Source organism: Nocardioides sp. (assembly GCF_050699375.1).
In the GTDB taxonomy this organism is placed as follows: domain Bacteria; phylum Actinomycetota; class Actinomycetes; order Propionibacteriales; family Nocardioidaceae; genus Nocardioides.
This window is the reverse complement of the sequence record NZ_JBOHDN010000305.1, coordinates 1-19,021: the sequence shown is the minus strand read 5'-3', so window position 1 is coordinate 19,021 and position 19,021 is coordinate 1. Positions and strand designations below refer to the sequence as shown.

At 69.1% G+C, this 19,021-nt stretch carries 15 protein-coding genes; 10 read left to right on the top strand and 5 right to left on the bottom strand.

The window, feature by feature from the left end; translation table 11 throughout:
* Positions 1-45: 45 nt before the first annotated feature.
* Together ACRDPS_RS21810 and ACRDPS_RS21805 are read right to left on the bottom strand one after the other, a co-directional pair.
* Positions 46-867, bottom strand: a complete 822-nt coding sequence (locus tag ACRDPS_RS21810; RefSeq protein ID WP_431503764.1) for an N-acetylmuramoyl-L-alanine amidase — start codon at positions 865-867, stop codon at positions 46-48.
* Positions 846-2,273, bottom strand: coding sequence for an aminopeptidase P family protein (locus ACRDPS_RS21805; RefSeq protein ID WP_431503763.1), 1,428 nt, complete (start codon positions 2,271-2,273; stop codon positions 846-848). The genes ACRDPS_RS21810 and ACRDPS_RS21805 overlap by 22 nt, the downstream gene beginning before the upstream one ends.
* Positions 2,274-2,396: 123 nt before the next feature.
* Between ACRDPS_RS21805 and ACRDPS_RS21800 the strand changes: the two genes are divergently transcribed.
* From ACRDPS_RS21800 to ettA, 5 genes are all read left to right on the top strand, one after another.
* Complete coding sequence (locus ACRDPS_RS21800; protein WP_431503762.1) at positions 2,397-3,563, top strand: PrsW family intramembrane metalloprotease; 1,167 nt, start codon at positions 2,397-2,399, stop codon at positions 3,561-3,563.
* Complete coding sequence (locus tag ACRDPS_RS21795; RefSeq protein ID WP_431503761.1) at positions 3,560-5,419, top strand: ABC transporter; 1,860 nt, start codon at positions 3,560-3,562, stop codon at positions 5,417-5,419. The genes ACRDPS_RS21800 and ACRDPS_RS21795 overlap by 4 nt, the downstream gene beginning before the upstream one ends.
* Before the next feature lie 31 nt (positions 5,420-5,450).
* Positions 5,451-7,100 (top strand): GTP-binding protein, encoded by a 1,650-nt coding sequence (locus ACRDPS_RS21790; RefSeq protein WP_431503760.1) that lies wholly within the window; start codon positions 5,451-5,453, stop codon positions 7,098-7,100.
* Between the two features lie 172 nt (positions 7,101-7,272).
* On the top strand, positions 7,273-7,827 hold the full coding sequence (gene ssb, locus ACRDPS_RS21785; RefSeq protein ID WP_431503759.1) for a single-stranded DNA-binding protein: 555 nt from the start codon (positions 7,273-7,275) through the stop codon (positions 7,825-7,827).
* Between the two features lie 88 nt (positions 7,828-7,915).
* Complete coding sequence (gene ettA, locus ACRDPS_RS21780) at positions 7,916-9,613, top strand: energy-dependent translational throttle protein EttA (RefSeq protein ID WP_431503758.1); 1,698 nt, start codon at positions 7,916-7,918, stop codon at positions 9,611-9,613.
* A 447-nt stretch (positions 9,614-10,060) separates the two neighbouring features.
* Here the strand turns inward: ettA and ACRDPS_RS21775 are convergent, their stop codons facing one another.
* A complete protein-coding gene (locus tag ACRDPS_RS21775) occupies positions 10,061-10,519 on the bottom strand; it encodes a MarR family winged helix-turn-helix transcriptional regulator (RefSeq protein ID WP_431503757.1) in 459 nt (152 codons plus the stop codon).
* A gap of 136 nt (positions 10,520-10,655) precedes the next feature.
* On the opposite strand from ACRDPS_RS21775, the gene ACRDPS_RS21770 reads away from it, so the two are divergent.
* Positions 10,656-11,951 carry an MFS transporter gene (locus ACRDPS_RS21770; protein ID WP_431503756.1) on the top strand — a complete coding sequence of 432 codons (1,296 nt, stop codon included), beginning with the start codon at positions 10,656-10,658 and terminating at the stop codon, positions 11,949-11,951.
* A 33-nt stretch (positions 11,952-11,984) separates the two neighbouring features.
* On the opposite strand, the gene ACRDPS_RS21765 is transcribed toward ACRDPS_RS21770, so the two are convergent.
* The gene (locus ACRDPS_RS21765; protein WP_431503755.1) at positions 11,985-13,199 is read right to left on the bottom strand and encodes an acetyl-CoA C-acetyltransferase; all 1,215 of its coding nucleotides are present in this window, start codon (positions 13,197-13,199) and stop codon (positions 11,985-11,987) included.
* A 136-nt stretch (positions 13,200-13,335) separates the two neighbouring features.
* On the opposite strand from ACRDPS_RS21765, the gene ACRDPS_RS21760 reads away from it, so the two are divergent.
* Complete coding sequence (locus ACRDPS_RS21760; protein ID WP_431503754.1) at positions 13,336-14,178, top strand: acyl-CoA thioesterase; 843 nt, start codon at positions 13,336-13,338, stop codon at positions 14,176-14,178.
* A gap of 26 nt (positions 14,179-14,204) precedes the next feature.
* Here ACRDPS_RS21760 and ACRDPS_RS21755 read toward each other — a convergent pair whose 3' ends face one another.
* A complete protein-coding gene (locus ACRDPS_RS21755) occupies positions 14,205-14,747 on the bottom strand; it encodes a hypothetical protein (protein ID WP_431503753.1) in 543 nt (180 codons plus the stop codon).
* A 238-nt stretch (positions 14,748-14,985) separates the two neighbouring features.
* Here ACRDPS_RS21755 and ACRDPS_RS21750 point away from each other — a divergent pair, with 238 nt between their 5' ends.
* Genes ACRDPS_RS21750 through kdpB form a run of 3 tightly spaced genes read left to right on the top strand, consistent with a single transcriptional unit; the run spans position 14,986 to position 18,928 of the window.
* On the top strand, positions 14,986-15,189 hold the full coding sequence (locus ACRDPS_RS21750) for a hypothetical protein (RefSeq protein WP_431503752.1): 204 nt from the start codon (positions 14,986-14,988) through the stop codon (positions 15,187-15,189).
* Positions 15,186-16,850, top strand: coding sequence for a potassium-transporting ATPase subunit KdpA (gene kdpA / locus ACRDPS_RS21745; protein ID WP_431503751.1), 1,665 nt, complete (start codon positions 15,186-15,188; stop codon positions 16,848-16,850). The genes ACRDPS_RS21750 and kdpA overlap by 4 nt, the downstream gene beginning before the upstream one ends.
* Positions 16,847-18,928: a potassium-transporting ATPase subunit KdpB gene (gene kdpB / locus ACRDPS_RS21740; protein WP_431503750.1), complete on the top strand. Its 2,082-nt coding sequence runs from the start codon at positions 16,847-16,849 to the stop codon at positions 18,926-18,928. Before kdpA ends, kdpB begins: the two co-directional genes overlap by 4 nt.
* The last annotated feature ends 93 nt before the right edge of the window (positions 18,929-19,021 follow it).

Sequence of the window (19,021 nt, the reverse complement as noted above, 5' to 3'; positions counted from 1 at the left end):
AAGAGATCGCGCGGGCAGAGCCCGCGCGATCTCTTGTCTCCGGAGTCAGCGTGAGCGGAGGTACGCCGCCATCGCCCGTTTGATGGCGGCGGCCGTCGCCGTCTGGAACCGGTCGGACTTCAGCAGTCGCGCATCCTCGGCGTTGCGCATGTTGCCCGTCTCGAGCAGCACCTGCGGCACGGTGGTGAGGTTGAGCCCGGCGAGGTCGTCACGCTTCACGAAGCCGCCCTCGCCGAGGTAGGTGGCCAGCGGCATGCCGGTCCTCTTCATCTCGGTGCGGAGCATCTCGGCATAGCGTCGTGAGGGCCCGACGACCTTGTCGTTGGAGCCGGACGGGACCGGGATCAGCAGCGAGTAGCCGCGTTCGGAATCGGCCGCACCGTCGGCGTGGATGTCGATCGCGACGTCTGCCTTCGCGTCGTTGATGATCTTCGCCCGCTTGTCGATGCACGGCCCGACCCCGTCGTTGTTCTTGCGGGTCATGACCACCTTCGCGCCGGATTCACGCAGGTCGGCGGCCAGCTTCGTGGCCACGGCCCAGGTGAATTCGTGCTCGGGATAGCCGTCGTTGGTCGCGGTGCCGGTGGTGTTGCACGGACTCTGCGAGCGCCCGTTCCAGACCGGCTCGTTGATCACCTCGGGCGCACCCGCGTTGCCGCTGTTGTGCCCCGGGTCGATCCCGACCACGGCTCCCTCGAAGACGCTCTCGTCCGCCGAAGGAGAGGCCGGCGCTGACGCGGCGGGCGCGGAGGACGAGGCAGGCCCCGAGGTCGGAGCCTGCCCGGCACTGCACGCGACCAGCGGCCCCGCGAGCAGCAGGACGGCAGCGAGCGGGGCCGATGACCTCAGAGGTACTGACCCATCCACGCCTCGACGTCGGCGGCCGTACGAGGCAGGCCGGCGGAGAGGTTCACGGAGCCGTCCTTGGTGACGACGATGTCGTCCTCGATGCGGATGCCGATGCCGCGCAGCTCCTCGGGGACGAGCTTGTCCTCCTTCTGGAAGTAGAGGCCCGGCTCGACCGTGAGCACCATGCCCTCCTGGATCGGGCCCTCGATGTAGGTGTCCTTCGACGCGGAGGCGCAGTCGTGGACGTCGAGGCCGAGCATGTGCGAGACGCCGTGGAGGGTCCAGCGGGAGTAGGTCTTGTTGTCCTCGGAGAGCGCCTCGTCCACCGAGACCGGAAGGAGCCCGAGGTCGTTGAGGCCGTGAGCGAGGATCTCCATGGCGGCGAAGTGGCCGGCCCGGAACGTCACGCCCGGGCGGATGGCCTCGATGCCAGCCTGCTGGGCGTTGTAGACCAGCTCGTAGAGGTTGCGCTGCAGCGACGTGAACTTCCCCGAGATCGGGAGGGTGCGGGTGATGTCGGCGGTGTAGAGGTTGTGGCCCTCCACTCCCATGTCGAGCAGCACCAGCTCGCCGGGGACGATCGGGCCGTTGTTGTCGATCCAGTGCAGCGTGGTGGCGTGCGAGCCGCCGCCGACGATCGAGTCGTAGCCGAGGTCGTTGCCCTCCGCACGCGCGCGCCGGAAGAAGGTGCCCTCGATCCAGCGCTCGCCGTGCTTCAGCACCTGATCCCACTCGCGGACCGAGTCGGTGAAGCCGCGCACGGTGATGTCGCACGCCTCCTTGAGCTCGTTGAGCTCCCACTCGTCCTTGACCAGGCGCAGCTCGGAGAGGGTCCTGGCGAACTCGCCGTCCCACTCCTTCTTGTCGGACGGCGTGACCAGCTTGTCGACCTCGGCCGAGACGCCGCGAAGCACCCGGGTCGGGGTGTTGCCGCCCAGCGCCGACTCGAGCTGGTCGACGTGGCGTACCTCGATGCCCAGCGAGTCCGAGAGCTCGCGCGCCGAGGGGCGCGCACCCGCCCAGAGCGCGCCGTACTGACGGTCGCGGAAGAACTCGTCGGTGTCGCGACCGCTGCGCGGGCGGGCGTACAGGACCGAGGAGCCGTCGGGCTCGATCACCACGACGGCGTCGGAGGTCTGGTTGCCGGTGAGGTGCACGTGAGCGGTGTCGGCGCGGAAGCGGTAGTCGGTGTCGTTCGCGCGGGTCTTGTAGGTGCCCGCCGGGACGACCAGGCGCTCGCCCGGGAAGATGCCGGCCAGCTTGTCCCTGCGCGCCGCGGCCCACGGGGTGATCGAGTGCTCGGGGACCTCTTCCTCGCGGTCGTCCCAGCCCTCCCTCATGAAGGCGGACCAGGCCTCCGGTACCACCTGGTCGTGGCTCTCGGTGTGTTCGTCAGCAGGGATGGGGGCGCCTTCGTCGTTCATACCGGAATCGTACGCCGCGCCGGGCCGCCGACGCTCGTCACTTCCCTGGCCACGTGGGGTCCGGGGCGTCTCGAACGGTGTCTCCTCCCACGTCTGGTCGGCTTGCCCGATAGTCTGGCGCGCATGGGGGCGATCCCGAAGGATCCGACGAGAAGCAACCGCACGTTCACGATCGTCGTGGGCGTGCTGGTCGTGCTTGCCTCGCTGCCTGTTCTGGGGATCGTCCTGCTGAGCACGAGCGTCGTCAACGACCACCTCGCGCCGACCGGTGCGATCCTCGGCGTGCTCTTCGCGGCCATCCCGGTGGTGCCCCTGGTCTATGCCTATCTGTGGCTGGACCGCTACGAGCCCGAGCCGAAGTCGCTGCTGGCGCTCGGCCTCGGCTGGGGTGCCTTCGTCGCGGTGGCCGCCGCGCTGATCGTGCAGAGCGTCGGCGCGCTGGTCGCGGGCTGGAGCCAGCCCACCCAGCTCGCGGTCGTGGCTCCGGTCACCGAGGAGGCGGCCAAGGGCCTGTTCCTGCTCGTCCTGCTGGTCTGGCGACGCCATCTGATCGACGGTGTGCTCGACGGGATCGTCTACGCCGGCATGGTCGGCATCGGCTTCGCCTTCACCGAGAACATCCTCTACCTGGGCGGCACCTACAACGGCACGCCCGGGATGGGCGACAGCTCCGCGGGGCACATCGGTGAGTTCACCGTCGTCTTCGTGATGCGCTGTTTGTTCAGCCCCTTCGCGCACCCGCTCTTCACCGCGTTCATCGGCATCGGCATCGGCGTCGCGGTGGTGACGCGGAAGCGGTGGCTGAAGGTGGTGGCGCCGCTGCTGGGCTATGTCGCCGCGGTGCTCACCCACGGCACCTGGAACGGCTCCACACTGCTCTATGACGGGGCCGGGTTCCTGCTGGCGTACGTCGTGGTGATGGTGCCCGCGTTCATCTCGATGGTGATCTTCGCGGTGTGGCGGCGAAAGTCGGAGCGGACCATGCTGACCCAGTCCCTGACCGACGCGTCCCAGCGCGGACTGATCCCCTACACGGACATCGGCTGGGTCGTGGACCTGCGGGGCCGCGAGCAGGCACGGCGGTTCGCGGCGACGTACGGAGGGGCACAGGGGGTTGCGGCGATGCGTGAATACCAGCAGGCTGCGATCGAGCTCGGATATCTGCACTGGCGATACCTACGCGGCAACCCGCCGCCGGACTTTGCTGCTCGGGGGAGGGCATATGTTGACCGAATCGGTGAGGTACGTCCCCACATCGCGTTCCCGAGCGGACGGGTGATGACGGGATGACCGAGGAACAAGCACACCCGGACTCCGCTCCAGAGGCTGCTCCGGAGACGAAGGCGTACGAGGCGCAGACGGCGGGCATGCTCGCCGAGAAGCCGACGACGGAGTTCGAGGCCGCGAGGGCGGAGATCGAGGCGTCCGGTGGCGAGAGCAACCGGATGGTGACCTCGCTCGTTCAGCTCCATCAGGCGCTGACCGAGGTGACCCTGCCGCTGGACCTGCCCGGCGCCGAGGAGCAGCGGGCCGCGCGACAGAACATGGTCGAGCAGCTCGAGGACTACGTGATCCCGCGGATGATGACCATCGACGCGCCGCTGCTCGCGGTCGTCGGCGGCTCCACCGGCGCCGGGAAGTCGACACTGGTCAACTCGCTGGTCGGGACCAAGGTGACCACGCCCGGCCTGCTGCGGCCGACGACTCGATCGCCCGTCCTCGTCCACAACCCCGACGACGCCCGCTGGTTCGGCCAGGACCGCCTGCTGCCCGAGCTGGAGCGGGTCGAGCACCCGACCAACGACCCCGGTGCGCTGCAGCTGGTCGCCAGCGACCGGCTCCACCCGGGGCTGGCGGTCCTGGACGCGCCCGACGTCGACTCGGTCGAGAAGGCCAACCGGGTGCTGGCGGCCGAGCTGCTCGCCGCCGCCGACCTGTGGATCTTCGTCACCTCGGCCGCGCGCTACGCCGACCAGGTGCCCTGGGAGTTCCTCCAGCTCGCCGCCAACCGCTCCACCGCGGTGGCGGTGGTGCTCGACCGCACCCCGACCGACGCCGTCCAGACCGTCGCCGGCCACCTGGCCCGGATGCTCGCCTCGCGTGGGCTGAAGGACTCCCCGCTGTTCATCGTCCACGAGGGCGAGGTCTCCGAGCAGGGGCTGCTGCCGGCCGATCATGTCGCCGAGGTCCGTGCCTGGCTCGACATGCTCGCCGACGACGCCACCGCGCGGCATCAGGTCGTCACCCAGACCCTGGACGGTGCGGTGCGGGCGCTGACCCTCGAGGTCCACCCGATCGCCGACACCGCGGACGGTCAGGGCGAGGCCGCGCAGCGGCTGCGTACGGACGCCGACATGACCTACGACGAGGCGCTCAAGTCGATCATGGAGGCGACCGCCGACGGCACGCTGCTGCGCGGCGAGGTGCTCGCGCGCTGGCAGGAGTTCGTCGGGACCGGCGAGATCCTCAAGGCGCTGGAGACCCGGGTCGGGATGCTTCGCGACAAGATCCTCGGGTCGTTCAAGGGCAAGCCGCAGCAGGCGGAACGGGTGACCGCCGCCGTCCAGGGTGGCCTGGAGATGCTGATCCTGGAGACGTGCGAGACCGCCGCCGAGAAGGCGGAGTCGGCCTGGCAGATGAGCCCCGCGGGACGCGGGGTGCTCGCCGCCGGTCCCTCCGACCTCGGGCGCGCCTCACGCGCGCTGAGGCCCAAGGCCGAGCGCGCGGTGCGCGACTGGCAGCAGGACGTGCTCGAGATGGTACGCAGCGAGGGCCAGGACAAACGTACGACCGCGAAGTTCCTCTCCTACGGGGTGAACGGCCTCGGGGTCGCGCTGATGGTGGTCGTCTTCGCCTCGACCGGCGGCGCGCTGGTCGGTGCCGAGGTCGGCATCGCCGGCGGCACGCTCCTGCTCGGTCAGAAGCTGCTGGAGGCGGTCTTCGGAGACCAAGCCGTACGCGGGCTCGCGGCCAAGGCGCGCGAGGCGCTGGAGGCTCGCATCGTGGCGCTCGTGGACGAGGAGCGTGCGCGCTACACCGGCCAGGTCGACGCGCTGCAGATCGACCAGGGTGCGCCGGAGCGACTGCGCCACGCCGCGCGGAAGGTCGGCGACGCTCGGTTCGCCAGCCAGCGCGGCGATAGCTGAGAGACTTTGTCAGGGATTTGAAGGGGGAGCATTGAGCGGCCTGCTCGAAGGTGCAAAGAACCTGGTCAGCCGGGGTGGAGACCTCGGTGAGCGACTGGACGGACTGACCGCTGCCACCGGAGCCGCGACGGGGCGCCTCGACGACGAGATCGTCGAGGACGCCCGTGCGGTCGTCATCAAGGCACAGGGACGCCTGAAGCTCTCCGCAGACCACACGGTCGTCGGGGTCGCCGGCGCGACCGGCTCGGGCAAGTCGTCGACCTTCAACTCGCTGACCGGGCTCGAGCTGTCCGCTGTCGGGGTCCGCCGGCCGACCACGTCCTGGGCGACCGCCTGCGTGTGGGGCTCGGAGGGGGCTCAGGAGCTGCTCGAGTGGCTCGGTATCCCCGAGCGCCATCAGACCACCCGCGACTCGATGCTCGACACCCGCCGTGAGGGTCACGAGCTCGACGGTGTGGTCCTGCTGGACCTGCCCGACCACGACTCCACGGAGCTGTCCCATCATCTCGAGGTCGACCGTCTCGTCGAGCTCGCCGACATGCTGGTCTGGGTGCTGGACCCGCAGAAGTACGCCGACGCGGCCATCCACGACCGCTACTTGCAGCCTCTGCGTACTCATTCGGAGATCATGGTCGTGGTGCTCAACCACATCGACCGGGTTCCCGAGGACCGCCGTGAGTCGATGCTGGGTGACGTACGCCGTCTGCTCGACCAGGACGGGCTGCGCAACGTCCCGGTGATCCCGGTCTCGGCCAAGCTCGGCTGGGGGGTCCCGCAGCTCAAGACGGAGATCGCCCAGCGGGCTGCGGCGAAGCGCGCGAACAAGTCCCGGCTCTCGGCCGACATCAAGACTGCCGCCGTCAAGCTCGCGAAAGCGTCCGGTGATGCCAAGCCGCGCTCGCTGGCCAAGCCGCGGGTCGAGGCGCTCGAGGACGCCATCTCCGAGGCTGCCGGGGTGCCGACGGTGGTGGACGCGGTCGAGAGATCCGTACGCACCCGGGCCCGTGCGGCCACGGGCTGGCCGCTGATCTCGTGGGTTGCGCGGTTGAAGCCGGACCCGTTGAAGCGACTGCATCTGGCGTTGGGTGAGGAGGCGACGCAGCTGGCCGGGCGCGCCCGCACCTCGCTGCCGCAGACCACCGCCGTCGAGCGGGCGCGGGTGGACACCGAGGTCCGGATGCTCGCCGATGAGGCCGGTGCCGGGCTCGCCACGCCGTGGCGGGAGGCGATCCGGCGGGCGTCGGTCTCGCGGATGGGTGATCTCGCCGACAAGCTCGACTCCTCGGTCGGCGGTGTCGACCTCAACGCGGAGCGGCTGCCGCTGTGGACCGGGCTGGTGAAGGTGCTCCAGTGGGCGCTGATCGTGATCGCCGCTGTCGGGCTGGTGTGGTCGCTCGCGCTGCTGCTCTCCGGGCCGGCAGTGGGTGAGGCGACGCCCTCGCTCGCAGGGGTCGAGCTCCCGTACGTGCTGCTCATCGGCGGGGTCGGACTCGGACTGGTGCTGTGGTGCGTGTGTCATCTGATGGTGATCGGCACTGCCAGACGTCGGGCGCGCGCGGCCGACGGGCGGCTGCGTACCGCGGTCTCCGAGGTCTCCCGTGAGCTCGTCGTCGACCCGATCGAGACGGAGCTGGCGGCCTACACCTCGCTGCGTCACGGGGTTGCCAAAGCGCTGCGCTGACCGGGCGCGCCTTGTGATTCGGCTCTGATCCGGGCCGATCACCATCCACAGGCGTGGTTCGGTCCAGGGTTATCCACAGGCAGGCGTACGTCGCCGGAAACTGTCGGTGGCCGAGCGCAGGGTTGTCTCCGAACGCCCGCATCAGGCGGGCGCGAACACTGAGGAGACAACGATGAACGACTCGATCATCACCATGCGCGGCTACGTCGGCGCTGATCCCATCGTGCGGAGCGTCGGCGAGGTCTCGGTGGCGAACTTCCGGATGGCGTGCACGCCGCGGAAGCTCAACCGGTCCACCGGCGAGTGGAGCGACGGCGTGACGCAGTGGTTCACGGTGAGCGCCTGGCGCCAGCTGGGGGAGAACGTCGGGCGCTCGCTGCGCAAGGGTGATCCGGTGGTCGTCCAGGGGCGGCTGACGGCCCGCAGCTACGTCAACAAGGACGGCCTCGAGGTCAACACCTTCGAGGTCGAGGCGAACGTCGTCGGCCACGACCTCAACCGGGGCCTGACCAGTCTCTCGCGCAACCCGCGTTCGTTGGCCGCCGCAGCCGCCCCGGAGCCTCGCCACGAGGACGAGGACCGCGACCCTGTCTCCGACTGGCGTGGTCCGGGCACGGACGCAGGCTCGGACCCATGGGAGAAGTCAGCACCCCTTCGCCAAGCTCAGGACACCGCCTCGGACGATACCGAGGGGATGACCGAGGAGAAGCCGTCCGCCGCGGCCTGAGATGAGGTGGGCCCGCGCTGGGCCGGATAGGGCGGCGCCGGGGTGCGCCGGTTGTACCGGCGTGCCTCTCCCTCATTAGGGTGGAGCCATGGCCGACTACATCCTTTCCCTGCGCAATGTGCGCAAGGCCCATGGCGACAAGGTCGTCCTCGACAATGTCACCCAATCGTTCCTGCACGGTGCCAAGATCGGCGTGGTCGGCCCGAACGGCATGGGTAAGTCCTCCCTGCTCAAGCTGATGGCAGGGCTTGACCACCCCAACAACGGCGACATCGTCCGCGACCAGGACGCGACCGTCGGGATGCTCCAGCAGGAGCCGCCGCTCACCGAGGGCAAGACCGTCCTCGAGAACGTCGAGGAAGCCGTCGGCGAGATCAAGGCGAAGATGAAGCGCCTCGAGGACGCCTACATGGAGATGGGCGACCCCGACGCCGACCAGGACGCCCTGATGGCCGAGACCGGCGATCTCCAGACCTACCTGGACGATGTCAACGCGTGGGACATCGACTCCAAGCTGGAGCAGGCGATGGACGCGCTGCGCTGCCCTCCTGGGGACGCGATCGTCGACAACCTCTCCGGTGGTGAGCGTCGCCGGGTCGCGCTGTGCAAGCTGCTCCTGCAGGAGCCCGACCTGCTGCTGCTCGACGAGCCCACCAACCACCTCGACGCCGAGTCGGTGCAGTGGCTGGAGGGTCACCTCAAGAGCTACAAGGGCGCCGTCCTGGCCGTCACCCACGACCGCTACTTCCTCGACAACGTCGCCGAGTGGATCGCCGAGGTCGACCGCGGCTCGGTCCACGGCTACGAGGGCAACTACTCGACCTACCTGGAGACCAAGAAGGACCGTCTCAAGGTCGAGGGCCTCAAGGACGCCAAGCGCGCCAGGATGCTCGAGAAGGAGCTGGAGTGGGTCCGCTCCAACGCCAAGGCCCGCCAGACCAAGTCGAAGTCGCGTCTGGCTCGCTACGAGGAGATGGCCGCGGAGGCCGACAAGGCCCGCAAGATCGACACCGCTGACATCAACATCCCGCCGGGTCCGCGACTGGGTGACCTGGTGATGGAGGCCAAGGGGCTGGTCAAGGCCTACAGAAATGAGCAGGGCGAGGGTCGCACCCTGTGGGACGACATCTCCTTCTCGCTCCCGCGCGCCGGCATCGTCGGCATCGTCGGCCCCAACGGCGTCGGCAAGACCACCCTGTTCCGGATGATCACCGGCTCCGAGGAGCCCGACGCGGGTGAGCTCAACGTCGGCAAGACGGTGAAGATCTCCTACGTCGACCAGAGCCGCGGCGGCATCGACCCCAACAAGAACGTCTGGGAGGTCGTCTCCGACGGCCTGGACTTCATCAAGGTCGCCAACTTCGAGATGAACTCGCGGGCCTACGTCGCCTCGTTCGGCTTCAAGGGTCCCGACCAGCAGAAGAAGGCCGGCGTACTCTCCGGTGGTGAGCGCAACCGGCTCAACCTGGCGCTCACCCTGAAGCAGGGTGGCAACATGCTGCTGCTCGACGAGCCGACCAACGACCTGGACGTAGAGACGCTCTCCGCGCTCGAGGACGCGCTGCTCGACTACCCGGGCTGCGCCGTGGTCACCTCCCACGACCGCTGGTTCCTCGACCGTATCGCCACCCACATCCTTGCCTGGGAAGGTACCGAGGAGAAGGAGGGCGAGTGGTTCTGGTTCGAGGGTAACTTCGAGTCCTACGAGGCCAACAAGATCGAGCGCCTCGGCCAAGAAGCCGCCCGCCCCCACCGCGTCACCCACCGTCGCCTCACCCGCGACTGACCCGACCCGACTCCCGCCGACTCGGCCCGTCTGCCCCAAGATCGGACGCCGAGTCGGCGCGTCTGTCCCATGTGAGGGCGCCGAGTCGGCGCGTCTGTCTCACGTGATCGGGTCGAGTCGGCGCGTCTGTCCCGCGTGATCGGGCTGAGTCGGCGCGTCTGTCCCAAGATCGGATGCTGAGTCGGCGCGTCTGTCCCGCGTGATCGGGTCGAGTCGGCGCGTCTGTCCCAAGATCGAGCCTCTCTGCGTCTGCTCGCGGGACATTAGCGCCGACTCGACCGCTCCGCGTGGGACATTAGCGCCGACTCGACCGCTCCGCGTGGGACATTAGCGCCGACTCGACCGCTCCGCGTGGGACATTAGCGCCGACTCGGGGGTTCTGCGTGGGACATTAGCGCCGACTCGGGGGTTCTGCGTGGGGCAGTTGCGCCGACTCGGCAACGGGGGTTAGCGCATCTCGATGCTGGGGCGGTCGCCGACGAGCTGGTCGGAGACGGTGTTCATGACGCGCCCGAGGGCGGCGAAGTCGTCTTCGCCGACGAGGTCGATGAGGTAGTCGCGTACGCCCTTGACGTGGATGGGGGCGGCTTCGCGGAGCAGTTCGAAGCCGCGGTCGCTGAGGGCTGCGACGCGGCCGCGGCCGTCGTCGGTGGAGCTGCGGCGTTCGACGAGCCCGGCGCGCTCCATCCGGGTGATGGTGTGGGTGATCCGCGAGCGGGAGTGAGCCAGGGAGTCGGCGAGCTGGGCCATGCGCATGGCGCCGTCGTTCTCGGAGAGGCGCACCATGACCTCGTACTCCGGCAACGAGAGGTCGAAGCCGGCGCGTAGGTCAGCGTCCAGGCGGTCGTTGAGCAGGGTCATCCCCATCATCAGCGCACGCCAGGAGCGTTGCTGCTCCTCGTTCAACCACCGAGTCTGATCCCCCACGGGAGTTACGTTAGCCGTGCCCGCGAGGCATTGCGCGCACTGGCACCCATCCAACGATGGAGGCGCCGCGGGAAACCATTCGCCAGGGTCCGGTGGTCAAGGCGAAGATTGGGTCGTGTCGACTCCCCCCGCTCTCGGTCTTCGTGACTTCATAGCCGCACTGCCGCGGGAAGGCCGTTGGCTCCTGGCGACGGTCGCGATCCAGCTCCTGGGTCGCGGCATGACGTTGCCGTTCACGATCATCTACCTACATGAGGTACGCGGCTTCGCCCTCGGCCTCGCCGGCACCCTGATGGGCCTGATCGCCATCGTCGGCTTCGTGGTGACCGGGCCCGCGGGATCACTGATCGACAGGTACGGAGCTCGCCCGGTCATCCTCGGCGGCCTGGTCTGCGCGATCGCGGGCGATGTCATGCTCGCCTTCGCCACCACGCCGGTGCTGGCCGGCGCGGCGCTGTGCCTCCTGGGTGTCCAGGCCGGAGTGTCCTGGCCGGCCGCCAACGCCTTGGTGGCAACCGTGGTCCAGGGTGATCTGCGTCAGCGTTACTACGGGGTCAACTTCGCCCTGATCAACCTCGGCATCGGCGTCGGTGGTGTCATCGGTGGTCTCTTCATCGACGTGACCCGGCCCGAGACGTTCACCTACGCCTTCTTGGCCAACGCCGCCACCTTCACGGTCCCGGCGCTCGTCCTGCTCGGCCCGCTGCGTCATCTGCACGGTCGGGCCGCGCGACCGGCCGCTGACGAGCCGCACGCGACCGCGTCGTACGCCACGATCCTGCGTCGCCCCGAGGTCGTCTGGCTGGTGGTGATCGGGGTGCTGCTCTCGACGCTGGGCTACGGCCAGATCGAGAGCGGGTTCCCGGCCTACTCGCGCCAGATCGCCGAGGTCTCCACCCGGGTCATCGGGTTCGCGTTCGTGGTGAACTGCGCGGTGATCGTGCTCGCCCAGTTCTGGGTGATGAACCGGGTCAGCGGAAAGCGGCGTACGCGGGTGCTGATCGCCACCGCGGTGACCTGGGCCTTCGCCTGGACGGTGTTCGGCGCCACCGGCCTGGTCCCGGGATCGGTCGCGGCGATCGTCGGCGTGGTCGCGTTCCAGGGGCTCTTCTTCGCGCTCGGCGAGACGCTGATGCAGTCCGCCTTCCCGGCCCTGACCAACGACATGGCTCCCGACCACCTGCGCGGGCGCTACAACGCGATCAACTCGGCCTCGTTCCAGACCGGGGCGATCATCGGCCCGGTCCTGGCCGGATTCCTGCTCGAGCACCATCAGTCGACGGTGTTCATCGCGCTGATGGTGGTCGGCTCTGTCGGGATCGCCGCCGGTGCGATGCGGCTCGAGCGCCGGATCACCCCGGCCGTGAACGGCATCCGTCCCCTGGAGACGCAGGAGCCCGCGCGTCTGTGACGCGCGGGCTCCGCTCGGGATGTGCTGGGTGGATCAGATGCGCTCGAGGATCATCGCCATGCCCTGGCCGCCACCGACGCACATGGTGATCAGACCGGTGGTCCTGTCGTGCCAGTCGAGGCTGTTGAGCATGGTGTTCTGCAGGCGAGCACCGGTCATGCCGAAGGGGTGACCGACGGCGATGGCGCCGCCGTTGATGTTGAGGCGGTCGAGGTCGATGCCGAGGTCCTGGTAGGACGGGATCACCTGAGCCGCGAAGGCCTCGTTGATCTCGACCAGGTCGATGTCGCCGATCGACATGCCGGCGTACTTCAGTGCGTTCCTGGTCGCCTCGACCGGGCCGAGGCCCATGATCTCGGGGGAGAGGCCGGAGACACCTGTGGACACGATCCGGGCCAGCGGCTTGGCGCCGAGCTCGGCGGCCTTGGTGTCGGACATGACCACGACCGCGGCAGCGCCGTCGTTGAGCGCGCAGCAGTTGGCGGCGGTGACCGTGCCGTCCTCGCGGAAGACCGGCTTCATCCCGGAGACGCCCTCGAGGGTCACGCCGGCGCGGGGGCCGTCGTCGGCCGAGACCACGTCGCCGGACGGGGTGGTGACCGGGGTGATCTCGCGGGCCCAGAAGCCGTCGGCGATGGCCTTCTCGGCGAGGTTCTGCGAACGTACGCCGAACTCGTCCATCTCCGCCCGCGTGATGCCGCGCGACGTCGCGAGGTTCTCCGCGGTCTGGCCCATGGCGATGTAGACGTCGGGCAGCAGCCCGTTCTCGCGCGGGTCGTGCCACTTCTCGTTCGACCCAGCCGTCGCGGTCGTCCGCGTCTGAGCGTCGTCGAAGAGGTGGTTGACGGTGTCGGGCAGGTGGTCCGAGGTGCCCTTGACGAAGCGGGACACGGTCTCGACACCGGCGGAGACGATGATGTCGGCCTCGCCGGCCTTGATCGCGTGCAGCGCCATCCGCGAGGTCTGCACAGAGGAGGAGCAGTAGCGGGTGATGGTCGCGCCGGGCACCTTGTCCCAGCCGTTCAGCACGGAGACCACGCGGCCCATGTTGTTGCCGGACTCTCCGCCCGGCAGGCCGCAGCCCAGCAGCAGGTCGTCGATGTCGTTGGGGTCGAGGCCCGCGACCTTGCCGACGGCTTCCTTGGTGATGAGAGCGGCGAGGTCGTCGGGACGGAAGTCCTTCAGAGATCCCTTGTTGGCTCGCCCGATCGGGGTACGGGCGGCGGCGACGATGACTGCCTCAGGCATGAAGACTCCCGGTTACTGGTGAGTAGAAAACGATGTGTTCGACACCATACTCGCCCGGACTCGGCTGTGAGACCAGGCCCAGTGCCCAACGACATCTGGAAGGATCGGCCGCGTGCGCCACCTCTACGAATGCCCCATGCGATGGGCCGACCTCGACATGCTGGGCCACGTCAACAATGTTGTCTACGTCGACTACCTCCAAGAGGCGCGCGTCGACATGATGCGCACCCACGCCCGCAGCCCTCAGACCCAGGGCCTCGCCGAGGGTGTCGTGGTGGCCAGCCACCAGGTCACGTACGTCGCTCCCTTGCTGTTCGACTTCAAGCCCGTCTACGTCGAGTCGTGGGTGACCGAGATCCGGGCGGCGAGCTTCACGATGGCGTACGAGATCTTCCGGGAGAACCCGGACGGCAGCCGCAAGGTCTTCGTGCGGGCCAGCACGGTCCTGGCGCCGTACGTCTTCGCCACCGAGTCGCCGCGCCGGCTCAAGCCGGAGGAGAAGGCCAACCTCGAGCCCTACCTCGAGCTCTACCCGTCCGGGGTCCCGTCGAAGCCGCTCGCCTTCGGTGACACCAAGCGGCTCGAGCGCGGGCACTTCCCGCTCTACGTGCGTTTCTCCGACGTCGACGCCTACGGGCACGTGAACAACGTGAAGTACTTCGAGTACTTCCAGGAGTCGCGGGTGGCGCTGATGCAGCGGCTGCGTTCGCACCACGGGATCGAGACCTGGCCGGCCGTCGTGGTCGCCCAGACCGACGTCACCTACCAGGCGCCGGTCCTCGCCCGCTCGCAGCCGTACGACGTGTGGAGCTACGTCTCCCGGCTGGGGACCAAGTCGATGACGATCGAGTCAGAGATCGCCGACGGTGAGACCCGGCTCGCCCGCGGACAGGTCACGCTGGTCTTCTACGACCTCGAGACCGGGAAGTCCGTCGAGCCCAGCCCGCAGGTGCGCGCGGCCGTCGAGAGCGTCGTCTAGCAAGGGCGCTCAGAGATCGCGATCTCCTAGTCGCGCCAGTCGTAGTCGTCGTGACCTTCACGGTCGCCTTCACGGTCTCGATCACGGTCGCCGTCGGGGCGGTTGCGCTCGGCCCAGTCGGCCCAGTCCTCCCAGTCGCCCCACTCGGGCTCGCGACCCTCCCAGCGCCAGCCGTCCTGGGACGTGCCGCCGTTCCGCTCGCGTGCGGCGGCGAGGTGCCCGGAGGCCGGCTGCTCGGCGCGAGCCTTCGGCGCCTTCGGTGGTGTGCGATCGGCGGAATCCTGGGCGCCATCGGCCTCAGGGGGCGCGATCAGGTCGCGCGAGACCATCTGGCCATCGAGCGAGGCGTCGGACGAGGGTCGCAGCGTGCCCACCGAGGTGTCCTTGGCGGCGTCGACCGGCTCGGGAGGTCCGTCCGGGGCGGGTGGCTTCTGGGCAGTGTCGGCCTGCTGCGGAGAGTCGGCCGTGTCCGGTCCGGTCGAGCGAGGGCCCCCGAGAAGCAGAGCGAACGCGACGGCGGCGACGAGCACCATCCCGATCGCGACGATGGCCCGCTGAACTGCCCGCATGCGTCCTCCGTGATCACTGTGATGCTCGAATGTTCTGCTTGAGGCCAGTAGCCTCCCAGCGCTTGCGTCGGTTGTCGAGCAATTGGGACCTTTGTCAGCGTTTCCTGAGCCTTCGTGTCAACGGGGCACGACCTCCGCGCGGGCTACCCGGTCAAGGAGCCGTCAATGCCGTCCCTGCCGGCGTAAGGGAACCGTCAAGGTCGGCCGTCAGGCCCGGATCCGGGTCTGGAATGGAGGCGTGTCAGATCTCATCTATGTCCTCCTCACGCTCGCGGGCTTCGCCGGGCTCGCCCTGCTGGTCGGTCTGATCGACGGCCGGTTGGGCGTGGCCGACGAACGCGTCGACGCCGGCATCGCCCCCGCAGCTCCTGGCGTCGCCGCCGCTGAGCCCGCGAGCGCGAGCGTCTCCCACGACGGCCCGATCTCCGGAGCTGCCCGATGAGCGCCACGGTCGCAGCCGTGCTGCAGATCCTGGCTCTGGTGGCCGCGCTCGCGCTCGGCGTGCCGCTCCTGGGCCGCTACCTCGCCCACATCTACACCAGCCCCAGGCACCTACGCGCCGAGAAGGTGGCCTTCAAGGTCCTCAAGGTCGACGCCGAGGCCGACCAGCACTGGCGCTCGTACGCGATGTCGGCGCTGGGCTTCTCGCTGGTCGGGATCCTGTTCCTCTTCGCCTTCGGCCGGCTGCAGCAGTGGCTGCCGCTGGACGGCGGGTTCGACCCCCTGCCCAGCGCCGGCGCCTGGAACACGGCCGTCTCGTTCGTGACCAACACCAACTGGCAGTGGTACTCCGGCGAGGCGGCCGCCGGCCACCTGATCCAGATGTCCGGGCTCGCGGTGCAGAACTTCGTCTCCGCCGCGGTCGGTCTCTCCGTCGCCGCAGCTTTCGCGCGCGGGCTCGCCCGCGCCCGCAACCAGGGAAGGATCGGCAACTTCTGGGTCGATCTGGTGCGTACGACGGTTCGGGTCCTCCTGCCGGCGGCGTTCGTGGTAGCGATCGTGCTGGTCGCGGCCGGGGCGGTGCAGAACCTGCACGCCGTGCACGAGATGACCACGCTGACCGGCGGCACCCAGCCCCTGACCGGCGGCCCCGTGGCCAGCCAGGAGGCGATCAAGGAGCTCGGCACCAACGGCGGCGGGTTCTACAACGTCAACTCCGCCCACCCCTTCGAGAACCCCAACCCGTTCACCAACCTGCTCGAGATCTGGGCGATCCTCGTGCTGCCGTTCTCGATGGCCTGGGTCTTCGGCCTGATCGTCAAGGACAAGCGTCAAGGCGGCGCGGTGGTGGCCACGATGGGCACCCTCCTCACCGTCGGCATCACCCTGCTGACCTGGGCGGAGATGGCCGGTCCGGGCACCGCCCCGCAGCTGGCCGGGGCCGCGATGGAGGGCAAGGAGACCCGCTTCGGCGAGGCCGCCACAGCGCTCTTCGCCGCCGCCACCACCGGCACCTCGACCGGTGCCGTCAACGGGATGCACGAGAGCCTGACGGCACCCGGTGGCGGCGTCGCGCTGTTCGGGATGATGCTCGGCGAGATCGCGCCCGGCGGCGTCGGCTCCGGTCTCTACGGCATGCTCATGCTCGCCGTGGTCACGGTCTTCCTGTGCGGCCTGATGGTGGGACGTACGCCTGAGTACCTCGGCAAGAAGATCAGCCGTGACGAGATGGTGCTCGTCGCGGTCTACATCCTGACCACGCCGATCCTGGTGCTCGTCGGCGCGGCGATCGCGCTCACCGCTCCGGCGGGGCTGGCCGGCCTCTCGGCCGACGGCCCGCACGGCTTCTCCGAGGCGCTGTACGCCGTCACGAGCGCCTCGAACAACAACGGCTCGGCCTTCGCCGGGATCACCTCCGGAACCCCGTTCTGGAACACCTTGCTCGGGATGCTGATGCTGCTGGGCCGGTTCGTGCCGATGATCTTCGTGCTCGCCCTGGCCGGCCGGTTCGCGAGCGCCAACCGGCTGCCGAGCAACGCCGGCACCCTGCCCACCCACCGCCCGCTGTTCGTCGGCCTGCTGACCGGCGTCGCGCTGGTCGTCGTCGGCCTTACCTTCGTCCCGGCTCTCATGCTGGGCCCGATCGTGGAGTCCCTGTCATGACCCAGACCTCCGTACGTACCCCTGAAGAACACACCGAGCACCACACCGACGTCGAGGCAGCGTCCTCGGGGCTCACCGCCAAGCAGGTCGCCGAGGCGATTCCCAGCGCGCTGCGCAAGCTCGATCCCCGCAGGCTGGTGACCACGCCGGTCATGCTCGTGGTCGAGATCGGTGCGGCCGCCACGACCGTCATGTCGATCCTCGACCCGTCCGTGATGGGCTGGCTGGTCACCGTCTGGCTCTGGCTCACCGTCGTCTTCGGTGCCCTGGCCGAGTCGGTCGCCGAGGGCCGCGGCAAGGCCCAGGCGGCCAGCCTGCGTGCCCTGCAGACCGAGACCACCGCGCGCCGCCTGCGCGGTGGGGCTGTCGGAGAGGGCGGCGCCGAGGAGCTCGTCGCCTCGACCGACCTGCGAGCCGGCGACCTCGTCGTGGTCGAGGCCGGTGAGCGGATCCCCGGTGACGGCGACGTCATCGAGGGGGTCGCCAGCGTCGACGAGTCAGCCGTGACCGGCGAGTCGGCTCCGGTGATCCGCGAGTCCGGCGGCGACCGGTCAGCGGTCACGGGCGGCACCCTGGTCCTCTCGGACCGGATCGTCGTCCGGATCACCTCCGACCCGGGGCACTCCTTCGTGGACCGGATGATCGCCCTGGTCGAGGGGTCGGAGCGGCAGCGTACGCCGAACGAGATCGCGCTCAACGTGCTCCTGACCAGCCTGACCGTCGTCTTCGTGGTCGTCTGCGGGAGCCTCTACTACCTGGCCGACTACTCCGGCGCGCACCAGTCGTGGCTCGTCCTGACCGCCCTGCTGGTCTGCCTGATCCCGACCACCATCGGCGCGCTGCTGAGCGCCATCGGCATCGCCGGCATGGACCGGCTCGTACGCCGCAACGTCCTGGCGATGTCGGGAAGGGCCGTAGAGGCGGCCGGTGACGTCGACCTGCTCCTGCTCGACAAGACCGGCACGATCACGTACGGCAACCGGCAGGCGTACGAGGTCATCCCGGTCACCGGGGTCACGCTGACCGGTGCCGAGAACGCCGCGGTCCTGGCCAGCCTCTCCGACCAGACCCCGGAAGGACGGAGCATCCTCACGCTCGTCGGGCGGACCATGGGCGGGCCGGAAGAGGCCACGATGGTCGAGTTCTCGGCGACGACAAGGATGTCCGGTCTGGACAGCCCCAGCCTGGACGTACGCAAGGGTGCCGCCTCCGCGGTGACGGCCTGGGTCCACGAGCACGGCGGCCAGGTGCCCCCGGAGACCGCGGTGATCGTCGCCGAGATCGCCGAGAGCGGCGGCACCCCGCTCGTCGTCGCCGAGCACCGCAACAGCGACCCGGCACGGGTGCTGGGCGTCGTACATCTCAAGGACGTGGTCAAGGACGGCATCCGCGAACGGTTCGACGAGCTTCGCGCGATGGGCATCAAGACGGTGATGATCACCGGCGACAACGCGGCCACCGCCGCGGCCATCGCCAAGGAGGCTGGCGTCGACGACTTCCTCGCCGAGGCGACCCCGGAGGACAAGCTCGCGCTGATCCGGCGCGAGCAGCGTGGCGGGCGGATGGTCGCGATGTGTGGTGACGGCACCAACGACGCGCCCGCGCTCGCCCAGGCCGACGTCGGCGTCGCGATGAACACCGGGACGACCGCTGCCAAGGAGGCCGGCAACATGGTCGACCTCGACTCCGACCCGACCAAGCTGATCGATGTGGTCGAGATCGGCAAGCAGCTGCTGATCACCCGGGGCGCGTTGACCACCTTCTCGGTGGCCAACGACGTCGCGAAGTACTTCGCGATCCTGCCGGCGATGTTCGTGGGGGTCTTCCCCGTGCTGGACGTCCTCAACATCATGCGGCTCTCCTCGCCGGAGTCGGCGATCGTCTCCGCGGTGGTCTTCAACGCCCTGATCATCATCGGGCTGATCCCGTTGGCGCTGCGTGGCGTCGACTACCGGCCGTCCTCGGCCTCGGCGCTGCTGCGTCGCAACCTGCTGCTCTACGGCGTCGGTGGCCTGATCGTGCCGTTCGTCGGGATCAAGCTGCTCGACCTCGTCATCTCCCTCATCCCAGGACTGTGAACATGTCAGATCTCTTCGCACTGCTACGCCACTCGCTCGCCGGGATCCGCGTCCTCATCGCCGCGACCCTGCTGTGCGGGATCGTCTATCCGC